Origin of the sequence: Primorskyibacter sp. S87 (assembly GCF_049801055.1) — a bacterium.
In the GTDB taxonomy this organism is placed as follows: Bacteria; Pseudomonadota; Alphaproteobacteria; order Rhodobacterales; family Rhodobacteraceae; genus JBNAGF01.
This window is the reverse complement of the sequence record NZ_JBNAGF010000002.1, coordinates 482,003-494,460: the sequence shown is the minus strand read 5'-3', so window position 1 is coordinate 494,460 and position 12,458 is coordinate 482,003. Positions and strand designations below refer to the sequence as shown.

At 59.1% G+C, this 12,458-nt stretch carries 13 protein-coding genes and 1 tRNA gene; 8 read left to right on the top strand and 6 right to left on the bottom strand.

The window, feature by feature from the left end:
- Positions 1 to 62 precede the first annotated feature (62 nt).
- Positions 63 to 147 (bottom strand) — tRNA-Leu (locus ACP15U_RS05935).
- 203 nt (positions 148 to 350) lie between these two features.
- Here ACP15U_RS05935 and ACP15U_RS05930 point away from each other — a divergent pair.
- Entirely contained in the window at positions 351 to 902 is a 552-nt protein-coding gene (locus ACP15U_RS05930) for a Hint domain-containing protein (RefSeq protein ID WP_425044219.1), read from the top strand.
- Positions 903 to 975: 73 nt separating this feature from the next.
- On the opposite strand, the gene ACP15U_RS05925 is transcribed toward ACP15U_RS05930, so the two are convergent.
- On the bottom strand, positions 976 to 2,613 hold the full coding sequence (locus ACP15U_RS05925) for an NAD(P)H-hydrate dehydratase (RefSeq protein WP_425044218.1): 1,638 nt from the start codon (positions 2,611 to 2,613) through the stop codon (positions 976 to 978).
- A gap of 172 nt (positions 2,614 to 2,785) precedes the next feature.
- Between ACP15U_RS05925 and ACP15U_RS05920 the strand changes: the two genes are divergently transcribed.
- On the top strand, positions 2,786 to 3,124 hold the full coding sequence (locus tag ACP15U_RS05920; RefSeq protein WP_425044217.1) for a P-II family nitrogen regulator: 339 nt from the start codon (positions 2,786 to 2,788) through the stop codon (positions 3,122 to 3,124).
- Positions 3,125 to 3,162: 38 nt separating this feature from the next.
- The gene (gene glnA / locus ACP15U_RS05915; RefSeq protein WP_425044216.1) at positions 3,163 to 4,569 is read left to right on the top strand and encodes a type I glutamate--ammonia ligase; all 1,407 of its coding nucleotides are present in this window, start codon (positions 3,163 to 3,165) and stop codon (positions 4,567 to 4,569) included.
- A 53-nt stretch (positions 4,570 to 4,622) separates the two neighbouring features.
- Here the strand turns inward: glnA and ACP15U_RS05910 are convergent, their stop codons facing one another.
- On the bottom strand, positions 4,623 to 4,754 hold the full coding sequence (locus ACP15U_RS05910) for a hypothetical protein (protein ID WP_425044215.1): 132 nt from the start codon (positions 4,752 to 4,754) through the stop codon (positions 4,623 to 4,625).
- Here ACP15U_RS05910 and ACP15U_RS05905 point away from each other — a divergent pair.
- The 3 genes from ACP15U_RS05905 (at position 4,753) to ACP15U_RS05895 (ending at position 7,692) form a co-directional block, all read left to right on the top strand.
- Positions 4,753 to 5,592: an amino acid ABC transporter substrate-binding protein gene (locus ACP15U_RS05905; RefSeq protein WP_425044214.1), complete on the top strand. Its 840-nt coding sequence runs from the start codon at positions 4,753 to 4,755 to the stop codon at positions 5,590 to 5,592. The genes ACP15U_RS05910 and ACP15U_RS05905 overlap by 2 nt on opposite strands.
- Positions 5,593 to 5,692: 100 nt before the next feature.
- Entirely contained in the window at positions 5,693 to 6,508 is an 816-nt protein-coding gene (locus ACP15U_RS05900) for a lytic murein transglycosylase (protein ID WP_425044213.1), read from the top strand.
- A 290-nt stretch (positions 6,509 to 6,798) separates the two neighbouring features.
- Positions 6,799 to 7,692: a hypothetical protein gene (locus ACP15U_RS05895; RefSeq protein WP_425044212.1), complete on the top strand. Its 894-nt coding sequence runs from the start codon at positions 6,799 to 6,801 to the stop codon at positions 7,690 to 7,692.
- Between the two features lie 78 nt (positions 7,693 to 7,770).
- Here the strand turns inward: ACP15U_RS05895 and ACP15U_RS05890 are convergent, their stop codons facing one another.
- Positions 7,771 to 8,526, bottom strand: coding sequence for a heme-dependent oxidative N-demethylase family protein (locus ACP15U_RS05890; protein WP_425044211.1), 756 nt, complete (start codon positions 8,524 to 8,526; stop codon positions 7,771 to 7,773).
- A 137-nt stretch (positions 8,527 to 8,663) separates the two neighbouring features.
- On the opposite strand from ACP15U_RS05890, the gene dddP reads away from it, so the two are divergent.
- Positions 8,664 to 10,007: a dimethylsulfonioproprionate lyase DddP gene (gene dddP, locus ACP15U_RS05885; RefSeq protein WP_425044210.1), complete on the top strand. Its 1,344-nt coding sequence runs from the start codon at positions 8,664 to 8,666 to the stop codon at positions 10,005 to 10,007.
- A 252-nt stretch (positions 10,008 to 10,259) separates the two neighbouring features.
- Complete coding sequence (locus ACP15U_RS05880; protein WP_425044281.1) at positions 10,260 to 11,489, top strand: alpha/beta fold hydrolase; 1,230 nt, start codon at positions 10,260 to 10,262, stop codon at positions 11,487 to 11,489.
- On the opposite strand, the gene ACP15U_RS05875 is transcribed toward ACP15U_RS05880, so the two are convergent.
- Entirely contained in the window at positions 11,486 to 12,097 is a 612-nt protein-coding gene (locus ACP15U_RS05875; RefSeq protein WP_425044209.1) for a hypothetical protein, read from the bottom strand. The genes ACP15U_RS05880 and ACP15U_RS05875 overlap by 4 nt on opposite strands.
- 58 nt (positions 12,098 to 12,155) lie before the next feature.
- The gene (locus ACP15U_RS05870; protein ID WP_425044208.1) at positions 12,156 to 12,446 is read right to left on the bottom strand and encodes a hypothetical protein; all 291 of its coding nucleotides are present in this window, start codon (positions 12,444 to 12,446) and stop codon (positions 12,156 to 12,158) included.
- Positions 12,447 to 12,458: the final 12 nt, after the last annotated feature.

The following is a 12,458-nucleotide window of genomic DNA, read 5'->3' as shown; positions in this document are numbered from 1 at the left end:
CGCTTGGACATTCCACATGAACATGAAGCTCAAAGAACCTGGACCGCTTGTGGAATTCTAGGTGGTGCGGGTGGAGGGACTTGAACCCCCACGCCTTGCGGCGCCAGAACCTAAATCTGGTGCGTCTACCAATTTCGCCACACCCGCACGTTTCCGCCCGGATCAAACGGGCGTGCGGCGGTGCTTAGCAAAGCTTTGTGGGGGATGCGAGGGAAAATCACGCGCCGAACGCAAACATTCCTTACGTTCATCTCGGAATAGTGTCACCGACACCGCAAAAAGGCCGCGACACGCACACTTTTTTGACATATTCTGTGAAAAAAATAATGAGGCAACAGAGCGAGAACGCCATGAAACCGAATACGGTCGGGCGTGTGGAGCGGCGCGAAGCGTCCGCGCACCCCCCTGCGCATCCAGATTCCCTTCTGGGCGCGACTCCGCACAGTTTTGATGACACGTCACAGGATGTTGGCCTGTCATGGGACACAATCCTGCTGACAGCTGAAGGTGAACAGCCAGTTCAAATGATTTCGCCCGGCGATCGGATCATCACCCGCGATAGCGGGTTTGTCCGGCTTACGGGAATGCGCAGCATTCGCGTCATGACGCGCGCCATATATTTCACAGCCGGCAGTCTTGGTGACACCCGGCCAGATTGCGACTTAATCCTTCCGGCGGGTCAACAAGTTCTGATCCGCGACTGGCGGGCACGTGCGCTGTTTGGACAGTCCGAAGCATTGGTTCGGGCCGACGCTCTTCCGGACAAGGAATTCGTCCGCGACCTTGGCGAAATGGAAATGGAACTTTTCCAGCCCGAATTCGAAGCACCCCATGTGATTTACGCAGGTGGGCTTGAACTGGGTTGCCCTGGAACTCAGCAACACCTGCGACCGGCGGCCTGACCGCGCGTCTCTCACTCGGGACCGGCGCCGGCGACATGAACCGCTGAGGCGCCGGCTGCCGGTTTGGGCCCTCCTAGAGCCCCATTTTGCGGAACAGGTCTGGCATCTGTTCCGGCAGGTCCTCGGCAATCAGCGCAGGCCCAAAGGACCGGGCGGCTTGCATGTGCATCCATGCGCCGGTCTCAGCGGCAGTCAACGGATCCATGCCGCGCGCCAGCAGACCGGTGATGAAACCGGCCAGCACGTCACCTGATCCGGCGGTCGCCAGCCAAGGCACAGCGTCCGCACCGACAGCTGCATTCACCCTGCAGCAGCCATTCGGCGCAGCAATCACAGTATCCGGTCCTTTCAGCAATACGACACATCCGGCCCGCGACGCCGCCTGTCGCGCCGCGTCAACCCGGGAGAAGGCCGGTCCACTACCGGCCGAAGCCTTCAACTGATTGGCAAGATCGGGGAACAGCCGCGCAAACTCGCCGGCATGTGGAGTCAGCACGCAGCCACCATGCAGCATGTCAAACAGCTCGTCCGGGGCTCTCGCGAAACTTGTCAACGCGTCTGCATCCAACACAACAGCGCGGTTTTGTGCGCCCGCCGCAGTAAGTCCCGACGAAACCAGCTTGCGCGCCCGATCGAGGCCCAGACCCGGCCCCAAGCACAGGGCCGAGAAGCGGGGATCTTGCAACAACTCCACCAGTGCGGCCCCATCTTCGATGCGCTGCATCATGACTGCCGTGATGTGAGCGGATACCTCCAAGCAGGCCGATGGCGGCACGCCCAGAGTCACCAATCCGGCGCCAATTCTCAGCGCACCTCGCGCGGCCAGCCGCGCGGCTCCTGTCTTTCCGGCCCCGCCGCTCAAAATCAGTGCGTGACCATGACCATATTTGTGTTTGCTGGCGGTTTTTCCGAGGCGCGAAATGGCGGGTTCCGCCACCTTTACATATTGCGAGCTTTCCGGCTGGTCTAAGCCAATCTGCTTGATCCGAACCGATCCGCTCAACTCCGAACCATCCGCAAGGACCAGGCCAAGCTTGGCCCGGTGAAACGGAACCGTCAGGTCCGCTGGCAGAGCCGCTCGACCGAGATCCGCCTCTCTGCCGTCCTCCAGAACCCGGCCGCTGTCGGAACACAGCCCCGAAGGAATGTCGATCGCGACCCGCCTCAGCTTTGAACCGCGCCTGTCCTTGGTTTCCAGAGATTTGAGTTTCAGCCATTTACGCAACCCCGCAAGCGGCCGGATCAACCCGGTGCCGAAAAGCGCGTCGACCAGAATGGTCGGACCACGTTCCGCTGACAGGGACCGATCAATTTGCACTGCGTCCACTTCGGACAACTCAGGAAACGACAACCACCGCACGGAGCCGAGTTCAAGCCAGCGATCATGGTTGGTTTTCGCGTCCGGTGGCAGCCGCGACGGATCCGCATAAAGGAACATCTCGATGGACCAGCCCATTCCATGCAACAGGCGACCAACAACGAAACCGTCACCGCCGTTGTTTCCCGGACCACACAGGATCACGGCCTGCGGAGTCGGTCTGACATCCGGTTCTTCCTGGGGTGACGCTGAAAGGTCGGGCCATTCCTCAAAGATCGCGTCGACCACGCCCTGCCCGGCCCGCTCCATCAGTTCCAGCCCAGACACCGAACCGGATGCCATTTCTGCCTTTTCGATGGCTTGCATTTGTGCCGCCGTCAGCAGTTCGGACATGCCAACCTTCTCCCCCCGATTCAGTTTTGCGCAATTTTTGTGCATTTCGCCCAATTCTTGATCAATCGCTCATTTTCGTTGCACGGCATTCCGGTCAGATCCGCATTCACATTGTAGCTCCAGCTTAGACGTGATCTGACCCGGCCTGACAAGGTTGCCAGGAGTTGCCCCGATGAAGAAGATCGAAGCGATCATCAAGCCGTTCAAACTGGATGAGGTCAAAGAGGCTTTGCAGGACGTCGGCGTCCAGGGCCTCAGCGTGATCGAAGTCAAAGGTTTCGGCCGCCAGAAAGGCCACACCGAATTGTATCGCGGCGCTGAATATGTCGTGGATTTCCTGCCGAAGGTCAAAATCGAAGTCGTTCTTGACGACGATCAAGTTGACGCAGCCATTGACGCCATCGTGGCGGCTGCCAAAACCGACAAGATTGGCGACGGCAAGATTTTCGTCAGCCCGGTAGAGCAAGCCATCCGTATCCGTACCGGCGAGACCGGTTCGGACGCCCTGTAAACCGAAATTCTGAATACTCTAGCAGAGGACAAGATAGAATGAGCAAGGACGCAGTTCTTCAGCTGATCAAAGAAGAGGATGCCGAATATGTCGACATCCGTTTCACCGACCCGCGCGGCAAGCTTCAGCACGTGACCATCGTTGCCGATGAAGTCGACGAAGACTTCCTCGAAGAAGGTTTCATGTTTGACGGTTCGTCGATTGCCGGTTGGAAATCGATCGAAGCCTCGGACATGAAGCTGATGCCCGACACCGCGAGCGCCTATGTCGATCCCTTCTATGCGGAAAAGACGATCTGCATTCACTGTTCGGTCGTCGAACCCGACACCGGCGAACACTATGACCGCGACCCGCGCGGCACCGCTGAGAAGGCCGAGGCCTATCTGGTGTCCTCGGGCATCGGTGATGTCTCCTATTGGGGTCCCGAGGCGGAATTTTTCCTGTTCGATGACGTGCGCTACTCCAACACCATAAACAAGGTGTCTTACGAGGTTGATGCAACGGACGCGTCGTGGAACACCGACACCGAATACGAGATGGGCAACATGGGTCACCGTCCCGGCGTCAAGGGCGGCTACTTCCCGGTCAACCCGATCGACGAGGCGCAAGACCTGCGCTCCGAGATGCTTTCGACCATGAAACGTCTTGGCATGAAGGTCGACAAGCATCACCACGAAGTCGCATCGTGCCAGCACGAACTCGGACTGATCTTTGGTACGCTGACCAAGCAGGCAGACGAGCTGCAGAAGTACAAGTACGTGATCCACAATGTCGCGCATGCCTACGGCAAATCGGCAACCTTCATGCCGAAACCGATCGCAGGCGACAACGGAACCGGCATGCATGTGAACATGTCGATCTGGAAAGACGGCAAGCCGCTCTTCGCAGGCGACAAGTATGCCGACCTGTCGGACGAAGCGCTGTGGTTCATCGGCGGTGTTCTGAAGCACGCCAAGACGCTGAATGCCTTCACCAACCCGTCCACCAACTCTTACAAGCGTCTGATCCCCGGCTTTGAAGCCCCGGTTCTGCGCGCTTACTCGGCCCGCAACCGCTCTGGCTGTGTCCGTATCCCGTGGACCGAGAACCCCAAGGCCAAGCGCGTCGAGGCCCGTTTCCCCGATCCGGCAGCAAACCCTTATCTCTGCTTTGCTGCGCTGCTGATGGCCGGTCTTGACGGCATCAAGAACCGGATCGATCCGGGCGAGGCAATGGACAAGAACCTCTACGACCTTCCGGCCGAAGAGCTGGAAGGCATCCCGACTGTCTGCGGCAGCCTGCGTGAAGCACTGGACGCTCTGGCATCCGATCACGACTTCCTGCTGCAGGGCGACGTGTTCACCAAGAGCCAGATCGAGGGCTACATCGCGCTCAAGATGGAAGAGGTGGAAACCTACGAACACACGCCGCACCCGGTTGAGTACGGCATGTATTACAGCTGCTGATCCGTTTCGGCAGGACAGATCAGGAGGCGCCTTTCGGGGCGCCTCTTTGCTTTTCAGGATTGCGCTGATCCAAAGCCAACTGCCGCGACCTTGCCGACGATGAGCAACGCGCCTTTTTTCATGGACGCCAGAGCGCATGACTGTAACGTGGCTTCTGTCAATTCAGGAAACAGGATCCAATTCATGCGCCTTCTTGCCCCCGCCGCAATTGCGGTCACTTTGCTTGCGTCGATTGCAAGCGCCCAGACACTCGAACGCATTGAGCAGAACAAGGCGCTCAACATCGGTTTTCGCAGCGATGCGGCCCCCCTGTCCTTTGTAAATGACGAGGGGCATCCAGCAGGGTACGCACCCAATCTTTGCGCGGCTGTGGCACAGGGTATCGCCAACAGGCTCAAAATGACCGAACTCAACGTGAACTTTGTCGAGGTCGACACCCAGAACCGTTTCGACAAGGTCGCGGCAGGCGAGGTCGATATACTGTGTGGCGCGGCGACGATCACACTGAGCCGCCGGGACACGGTGGACTTCTCGGTTCCGACATATGTTGATGGCACCGGCGTCTTGCTGCCACAGGGCGGCGCCAGCGGTTTTGCCGATCTGGCAGGCAGGACCGTAGGAGTAAGATCCGACACCACGACCGAGACAGCGCTGACCAATTCGCTCGAAGCGGCGGGGATCGAGGCACGCACAGAACGGTTTACCAGTCACAAGGCTGGTTTTGATGCACTGCGAAACCGGGAAATTGATGCGTATTTTGCCGATCAATCCATCCTGCTGCATGAATTCGTCACCCGAGACATGGCAAGCGGCTACGTCCTGTCACCCGAGATCCTGACGGTCGAGAAACAGGGGCTGGCTCTGGCCCGTGGCGACAGCGATTTTCGCCTGATGGTGGATACGATTCTGGCCGAACTGTTCCAGAGCGGCGAAGTCGAACGGATCTTTGCCGCCACCCTGCCCGGTGTCGAACCCGGCGTTGCACTCAAGGCAATGTTCCTGACATCGCCAACCCTCCCCTGAGTTGAGAAGCCAACTGTCCGTTCCCGCGAAATTGCTTTGTCTTTTGTCGCGGGGGCGGTAGGATTCCGGTATTTCGTTTCTCCTTTTACGGGAACCAGCCATGCCCATTGCCCGCCTCCGCCTTACCCGTCCCCTTTTCATCGCAGCTTTTCTAGCATGGACAGCACCGGGGGTTCAGGCGGCCACGTGCGGGAATACCGGTTCCGGGTTTGAAACGTGGAAGGCCGAGTTTGCCAATGAGGCTCGCAAGGCTGGTGTGAAAAAGCGTGGTTTGCAGGCTTTGGCGGACGCGCGCTACGCAACCTCAACGATCGCGGCGGACCGGAACCAAAAAAGCTTTCGCTATACGCTCGACAAGTTCATGCAGATCCGGGGCGCAGACACGATCGTGGCGCTGGGACGCAAACGCAAGGCCAAGAACCCGCAATTTTATGCTGCACTGGAAAAGCAGTACGGCGTTCCGGCCGGCATCCTGATCGCCCTGCACGGAATGGAAACCGGGTTTGGAAATTTCATGGGCGATAGCCGCGTCGTCTCTGCCATCACTACGCTGGCCTATGACTGCCGACGCTCTGAATTCTTCATTCCTCATGCAATCGGAGCGCTCAAGCTTGTGGACCAGCGTGCCATTACAGGGCAAACACTGGGCGCAAAACACGGTGAACTCGGACATACGCAGTTCTTGCCCGGAAATGCGCTGACCTACGGGGTTGATGCAACCGGGGATGGCAAGGTCGACTTCTACAACATCACGGATTCTCTGGCATCAACCGCCAACTTTCTTAAGAAAAAAGGGTGGAAGCGCGGGCGGGGGTATCAGCCGGGCGAGCCGAACTTTGCCGTGATTCAGGAATGGAACGCCGCAACAGTCTACCAGAAGGCGATTGCCATCATGGCGGCCCGGATCGACCAATGAGCGCCACGCCGAAACAGGTAAGGCCCTCGTGACAGCTGGATGCCGCAGCAAAACACGGGCCGAACACGGGCCGAACACGGGCCTGACCCAGACCTGTCCAAGGCAGGCCGCAAGGTTGCCACAGTTCTGCCCCGATCTCTGATTTTTCCCTTTGTTTTCAACATCGGCGCTTTCCCGCCGGTCCGCAAAACCCCGCCTACTGCCGTGTTGTTTTTCGGTTTGGGACAAATTTTCTCCCACTTCCATCGCTAGTTTGATCCTGCAAACACTCGCAACGGAGGATTTTCACTGTGGGACAGACAGGCAGGTATCACGGTGGACTGGTCTACCTGGGTAACCGGGACAGCGTGCTCGATCATTTCAGCCGCATCGCGTCGGCAACCCTTGAGGATTACGGCCATCCGGTCGAGCGCCAGACCGCGCTTAGCGCCGACGAAGCCCGGATCATCTGCAGCCAGTATATGATTAAGCTGGAACTGGAGGATCTTCCGGGTCAACCGACGACCAATGAACGCGCCGGTCGCATGGATCGCGCCGCAGGTCTGAACCCCCATCACAGCCCACGCCACCGTCTTGCAATCAGCATCTGCCCGGTGGCCGAAGGCGCCGAAGATCGCGAGATCACAGAATTGCTTCTGGTGGTCATGCTGTATCGCATGGTCGACATGGTCTCTACCGAGAGCATCGAATGGCTCGACCCGAACACGGTTCTGACGCTGGAGCAGTTCCTTGGCGCATTCGCCAATGTCTCTCCCCGCCGCGTCCGTGGCCGTCAGCAAGTTCTGGACGGCGCCGATGACCGCTTCGCGCCCGTGGATGAAACCGCGGCCGGGCTGGCAATGCACTATGAAGCTGTTCGCGGACGCGCACCCCATGGCCATGAGCAGGGTCTGGTTTCGCTGAGCGACGAAGAAATCCTGGCGCTGGCCTTCCGTGAGCATCATCCGGATGCGGTCACGCCGGAAGAAGCCGCACAAAGCGATATCCGTCGCCTTGCGACATGGGGCATGACTGGCATGCTGGCCTTCCTGTCGGCCCCGGCCGCGATCCCGATGGCTGCCGTGAACCTTGTGCGCGGTGAAGATTTCCGCCTGAACACTCAGATCCTATCCCTGACTGGATTGCTGGTCGTAACAAATGCCTCAGGCGCGCTCGCCAGCATCGCGACAATCCTGCCGCTTTGAGAAACGCGGTCGAGATCTGCCTCTCGGGCTGAGCGTTGCTTGATAATCTGGATGACCCCTGGCCGAACAGGCCGGGGGTCATTTTGTTTTCGACCACCCTGCCCGTTCAACGGTTTTCCGATCCAGAACGAATGTATGAATGGAAAACACCACCGCGTCGGTTTCGGGCAGACGCAATATGCACTGCCGTTCCGTGCGCAGATAGTTTGCCTCTTTGCGGTCGGGCACGTTCCGACGGGCCGCTTCGGTTCGGGGCTGGTGCAATTCCGCATCCTCGTACCAAAGCGCGTTGAACCGCCACAAGGGACGGCCCGCCCGCACCCCGTCAAACAGGCGCTGAACCCGCGTGGCAACATTGGCGTCATAGCTGTCGACAGGGTCGTGAATACCAATCAGCGGGCGCATGAATTTCTCTGACAGTGCCCAGCTTGCAGGAAAGCAAAGGCACCCGGCTGTCAGGACATGTTCGTTACCGATCTTTTGCAGGATACAGAGATCCTCCTGAACCAGACGCCCCAAGGTGGCTATGGGGTCCACGCGATCCAGCGCGACCTCCACGCCGTCCGGTCGCTGAACGACGTCAGCCTGTCCGGTCTCGGGATAGGCAACAGCCAAAACGGAAGCCAATAACTCCTCGGCTGCCGCGCGTGCAGTCTCATTCATGGCGATAACAGCGTTTCGGCTTTGCTCAATCAGGGCATCCCGCCTTGCCATTTGCCCGGCAAAGGCTTCGTCACGCAAAACCCAGCCGTCGGGATCCAAGGGCTGGATGCCCGGTAACGGTCGCGGGCTGAAAGGGTCATAGGGCAAAGTGCACTGAAGGATCTCGGTCATGTCCTCGGCCTTAGCAGGTCCACTGCCACTTCGCCTGCCAAAAACGACATGACCTATCGTCGCTTCCGGACCTGACAGGCTCTGCAAAGCCGCGTTCGATGGACTTGAATCCACAAGCCAAACCACGGGAGCGAAGCATGAACCGCCACTACCGCGACCAGCGCAAAATCGACCCGACCCGCGGAGACACCCTCGGCGACGGCAGCCCCAACGACAATGATCGGATGGAGATAGGCCCGACACGACTCGCCCTGTCCGAGTGGCAAGCAGCAGGTCTGACATTACCGAACCTCGACGCAATGCGAGAGTTCCGCTGGAAACGACTGACACGGCATATCGTGGACCGGGGTTATGGCGGCCTGCTGATGTTTGACCCGCTCAACATCCGTTACGCCACGGATTCGACGAATATGCAGCTTTGGAACACCCACAATCCGTTTCGCGCGGTTCTGCTTTGCGCTGATGGATACATGGTGATCTGGGATTACAAGAACTCACCATTCCTGAGCGCGTTCAATCCCCTCGTTCGCGAGACACGGTCCGGCGCCGACCTGTTCTATTTCGATCGTGGCGACAAGGTTGATGTGGCCGCTGACGTGTTCTCCAACGAGGTTCGGACCTTGATGCAGGAACACGCCCCCGGCAACATGCGGCTGGCGGTGGACAAGATCATGATGCACGGGCTGCGCGCACTCGAGGCACAAGGTTTCGAGATCATGGAAGGCGAAGAGGTCACTGAGAAATCTCGCTCGATCAAGGGACCGGATGAAATTCTGGCCATGCGTTGCGCCCATCACGCCTGCGAAACGGCGGTGCGTGAAATGGAAGATTTCGCACGCAGCAACGTTGGCGACGGCAGAACATCAGAGGATGATATTTGGGCGGTGCTGCATGCCGAGAACATCCGGCGCGGCGGTGAATGGATCGAAACCCGCCTGCTGGCCAGCGGTCCCCGAACAAACCCGTGGTTTCAGGAATGCGGACCGCGTGTGACACAGAAAAACGAGATCATCTCCTTTGATACCGACCTGATCGGATCCTATGGCATATGTATTGATATCTCGCGCAGCTGGTGGATCGGCGATCAGCCGCCCCGGCCCGACATGATCTATGCCATGCGGCATGCCCATGATCACATCATGACCAACATGGAGATGCTGAAACCCGGGGTGACCATTCCGGAACTGACAGCAAAGTCCCATGTTCTCGACGAAAAGTTTCAGGCGCAGAAATACGGCTGCCTGATGCATGGCGTCGGGCTTTGTGACGAATGGCCTCTGGTGGCCTATCCCGACAAGGCGGTCGAAGGGGCGTATGACTACGCGCTTGAACCGGGCATGGTGCTGTGTGTCGAGGCCTGTGTCGGCGAAGTGGGCGGTGACTTCTCGATCAAACTGGAGGATCAGGTTCTGATCACCGAAGACGGCTATGAGAACCTGACCACGTATCCGTTCGACGCGGCCCTGATGGGGCGGAACTGACTGGCTCTTGCCGTCTCATCTGCCGGGTGAGTCATGTTCTCACCGTGGGTTAGTGGCTGCGATGTTGGCCCCGACCGGGTTGATGACCCAGGATCGCGGATCTTGTCACCACTGCGGATCTTGTCACCACTGCGTGATTGGCCTGTCACATGCCTTGTTGCCGAACGGCCAAGCCCCCACCCTGTTAGGATCCCGCATCAGGAGATCCGCATGACACCCAAACAGCCCGCCCCTCAGAGCCGACCCCGTGCGGTGACCAGCGAACGCATCACATTTGCCGGACATGCCGGCAACCAGCTCGCGGCACGGATTGATTTGCCGGATGGCCCTGTTCTTGCGACCGCCCTGATTGCCCATTGTTTTACCTGCTCCAAGGACATACCCGCGGCACGGCGGATTGCTTCGCGGCTGGCCGGGATGGGTATCGCGGTTCTTCGCTTCGATTTCACCGGACTGGGTCATTCCGAAGGCGAGTTTGCCAATACGTCTTTTTCGACAAATGTTCAGGATCTGGTCGCGGCAGCTCGTTATCTGGACGCGCGAGGAATGGCTCCGCAATTGCTGATCGGTCACTCTCTGGGTGGTGCTGCGGTTCTGCGTGCACGCGCCGAGATTCCATCTGTTCGGGCTGTTGCAACCCTCGGCGCACCGGCGGATCCATCCCATGTGACCCATCATTTCACCGATGCACTGCCTCGGATCGAGGCCGAAGGGGCCGCAGAGGTTTGCCTTGGCGGTCGCCCGTTTACGATCAGCCGAGAATTTGTCGAGGACATTGCGACCGGCAACCTGTTGCAGGCCATCGAACACCTGGATGCGGCGCTGCTAGTGATGCATGCCCCGCTGGACGCCACCGTGGATATCGACAATGCGGCACAGATTTTTCTCGCGGCAAAACATCCGCGCAGTTTCGTTACGCTGGACAAGGCCGACCATCTGATCTCGCGGGCCGAAGATGCTGAATACGCAGCCGAGGTAATTTCCGCATGGGTCTCGCGCTACCTTGATCTGAAACAACCTGCCCCGCCGCCCGGCGCTCCCGAGGGCATCGTCCGGGTCACCGAGGTCAATGCTGACGGGTTCCTGCAGGACGTCCAATCCGGCCCGGATCACCACACCCTCGCCGATGAGCCGTTGTCCTACGGCGGAACCAACCGAGGAATGACCCCGTACGGCTTCGTTGCAGCCGGGCTCGGGGCCTGCACATCAATGACCATTCGCATGTATGCCCGGCGCAAGGGTTGGCCGCTGACCGATGTTTCAGTGGATGTCAGCCATGACAAGGTTCATGCGCAGGATGCAAATCAGGGCGGGACCGGGCGGGTGGACCTGTTCACCAGAAGAATCCGGCTGGGCGGCCCACTGGATACCGAGCAGACGAAAAAACTGCTGGAGATTGCCGACAAATGCCCGGTGCACCGGACGCTGGAACATGGCGCGCGGGTCGAAACCGAACTGTTGGAACCGTCAGAGCCGGGTTAACGGCCCTTTTCCTCGGAGCCGTTCTTTTGACTACCTTCCAGCTCTCCGACCAGACCGGCGCCGTAAAAGCTGAGCATTTCCAGAACCCTGTGGGGCGGAATGTCGAGCCGGGTGACCCGCGACTGTTCAACACCCAGCGTGATACCGCTGACGGCGGTGGGCGTGTTCGGCAGATAGATGACAACTTGACCCGATCCGGAGCGCTCGATCTCGAAACCGATACGGTCTCCGTCCTGCACCTGAACCAGAACCGGGCGCAGTTCCTCGACAAGGCTCTCTTCTTTCACCACCCCGCCGATGATCGCCTTGATCATCGAATAGCCCGGAATCATCGACACGAGAAAACGGTCAAGGCTTTCTACTCGCTTACGGAACATCGGGCGGTCCGCAAGATAGCCCAGCAGGTAAATCACAAAGACCCCGGACAGAATGATCAGGATCTGCTCGGCAAATGCATCCACCCAGGTTCCGGTTCCGATCAGTCCGAACAGCGGCTGGCCAAGCCATTCCAACAGCTCCAGCAGGCTGTAGACCGCAAACAGAACCGCTCCGATAGGAATGACAACGATCAGCCCGGCAACAAGGCGGCGTGTGAAATGCGCCTTCATTCCCAACCTATCGGTGCACCGGCACGGTAGAACTCACAGATCCGGGCCGCACTGATATTCATCGCGGCATAGGCCGGGCGACTGGCGGCCGGTGAATGGGCGGACGTGCCACAGGTGGCCTTGCAATCGGAGGCGTCGGCCGCGCCGGTGGCCGTTCTATCGGGTGCTCGGGTTTGGGCGGCCGTCCCGCCGGAGGCCGAGGATGGCCATAATAATAGTCGTTCCAAAGCATCGCATCATAGTAGACACCGCCCGAGTAGGTGGCGTTTGGGTCACAGGCCGAGAGCATCCCGACACCTCCTCCCAGAGAAAGAGCCAGAACAAGTTTGCGGATCAGTTGTCGTGTCATCATCCCCTCCGC

What these genes read in the sequence shown, in the direction of transcription:
- ACP15U_RS05930 (WP_425044219.1), top strand. Translation starts at nt 351, where the DNA reads ATGAAACCGAATACGGTCGGGCGTGTGGAGCGGCGCGAAGCGTCCGCG.
- ACP15U_RS05925 (WP_425044218.1), bottom strand. Translation starts at nt 2,613, where the DNA reads ATGTCCGAACTGCTGACGGCGGCACAAATGCAAGCCATCGAAAAGGCA.
- ACP15U_RS05920 (WP_425044217.1), top strand. Translation starts at nt 2,786, where the DNA reads ATGAAGAAGATCGAAGCGATCATCAAGCCGTTCAAACTGGATGAGGTC.
- glnA (WP_425044216.1), top strand. Translation starts at nt 3,163, where the DNA reads ATGAGCAAGGACGCAGTTCTTCAGCTGATCAAAGAAGAGGATGCCGAA.
- ACP15U_RS05905 (WP_425044214.1), top strand. Translation starts at nt 4,753, where the DNA reads ATGCGCCTTCTTGCCCCCGCCGCAATTGCGGTCACTTTGCTTGCGTCG.
- ACP15U_RS05910 (WP_425044215.1), bottom strand. Translation starts at nt 4,754, where the DNA reads ATGAATTGGATCCTGTTTCCTGAATTGACAGAAGCCACGTTACAGTCA.
- ACP15U_RS05900 (WP_425044213.1), top strand. Translation starts at nt 5,693, where the DNA reads ATGCCCATTGCCCGCCTCCGCCTTACCCGTCCCCTTTTCATCGCAGCT.
- ACP15U_RS05890 (WP_425044211.1), bottom strand. Translation starts at nt 8,526, where the DNA reads ATGACCGAGATCCTTCAGTGCACTTTGCCCTATGACCCTTTCAGCCCG.
- dddP (WP_425044210.1), top strand. Translation starts at nt 8,664, where the DNA reads ATGAACCGCCACTACCGCGACCAGCGCAAAATCGACCCGACCCGCGGA.
- ACP15U_RS05875 (WP_425044209.1), bottom strand. Translation starts at nt 12,097, where the DNA reads ATGAAGGCGCATTTCACACGCCGCCTTGTTGCCGGGCTGATCGTTGTC.
- ACP15U_RS05870 (WP_425044208.1), bottom strand. Translation starts at nt 12,446, where the DNA reads ATGACACGACAACTGATCCGCAAACTTGTTCTGGCTCTTTCTCTGGGA.